This window comes from Pseudomonas brassicae (assembly GCF_010671725.1).
Taxonomy (GTDB): Bacteria; Pseudomonadota; Gammaproteobacteria; order Pseudomonadales; family Pseudomonadaceae; genus Aquipseudomonas; species Aquipseudomonas brassicae.
The window spans coordinates 1-798 of the sequence record NZ_JAAHBU010000486.1 but is presented as its reverse complement, the minus strand read 5'-3'; the positions used below and the strand labels follow the sequence as shown (position 1 = coordinate 798).

Below are 798 nucleotides of genomic sequence, written 5' to 3'. Positions count from 1 at the left end.
AGTGGCGAGCTGCGCGAGTTGGCCGACGTGCTCGAGCTGCCCGCCACCCACCCGCTCGCCCCTGCGCTCCAGCGTGCCCGCCAGCAACCTTTCGCAACCTGGGCCCGCGCCATTGGCGTACCCGCTCCCAAGGCGCTGGCACTGGGTGATTCCTGGGCCACGCTGGCCGCACGCGATGCGGCGCAGTGGCAGACCGAGCCAGGTATCGGCGCCTATCGAGCGGCTCAACTGGTGGCGTTTTTCGCCCACCCGCAGGTGCAGGTGCTGGCGGTGCGGTTACGTGAACATACAATACAGGGTTTCTAATTTCGTCAGATCAGGGCAGCATCATGGGTTTCTGCCAAGCCCGCGACCACGGAGCCACTATGAAACTGATTTCCCCGCTTGCCCTGTTCGCTGCCTGTACGCTGCTGGCCACCTCTGCCCTGGCCGCCGAAGAACAGCCGGGCCTGACCGGTTGCGCAGCCAAGAAGGACGCCATCAGCAAGCAGATCGAGCAGGCCCGCGCCCACGGCAACAGCGACCAGCAGGCCGGCCTCGAAAAGGCCCTGAGCGAAGTCAATGCACACTGCACCGATGCCAGCCTGAAAAAGGAACGCGAGCAAAAAGTGCTGGATGCCCGTCACGAAGTGGCGCAGCGCACCAAGGACCTGGACAAGGCCATGAAGAAAGGCGACGCCGACAAGATCAACAAGCGCAAGGACAAGCTGGCCGAGTCCAAGAAAGAACTGCAGCAAGCGCTGGATGAACTGGAGAAGTAATCCGCGCTGAGACGTGCGGCGCTCCCTTCGCTGGCAA

At 63.5% G+C, this 798-nt stretch carries 1 protein-coding gene and 1 pseudogene; both read left to right on the top strand.

Going from position 1 to position 798, the window contains the following annotated elements; translation table 11 throughout:
• Window positions 1-306: pseudogene (locus G3436_RS24980) on the top strand (NAD-dependent DNA ligase LigB); the annotation flags it as partial.
• A 59-nt stretch (window positions 307-365) separates the two neighbouring features.
• A complete protein-coding gene (locus G3436_RS24975) occupies window positions 366-761 on the top strand; it encodes a DUF1090 domain-containing protein (RefSeq protein ID WP_163950742.1) in 396 nt (131 codons plus the stop codon).
• Window positions 762-798 lie beyond the last annotated feature (37 nt).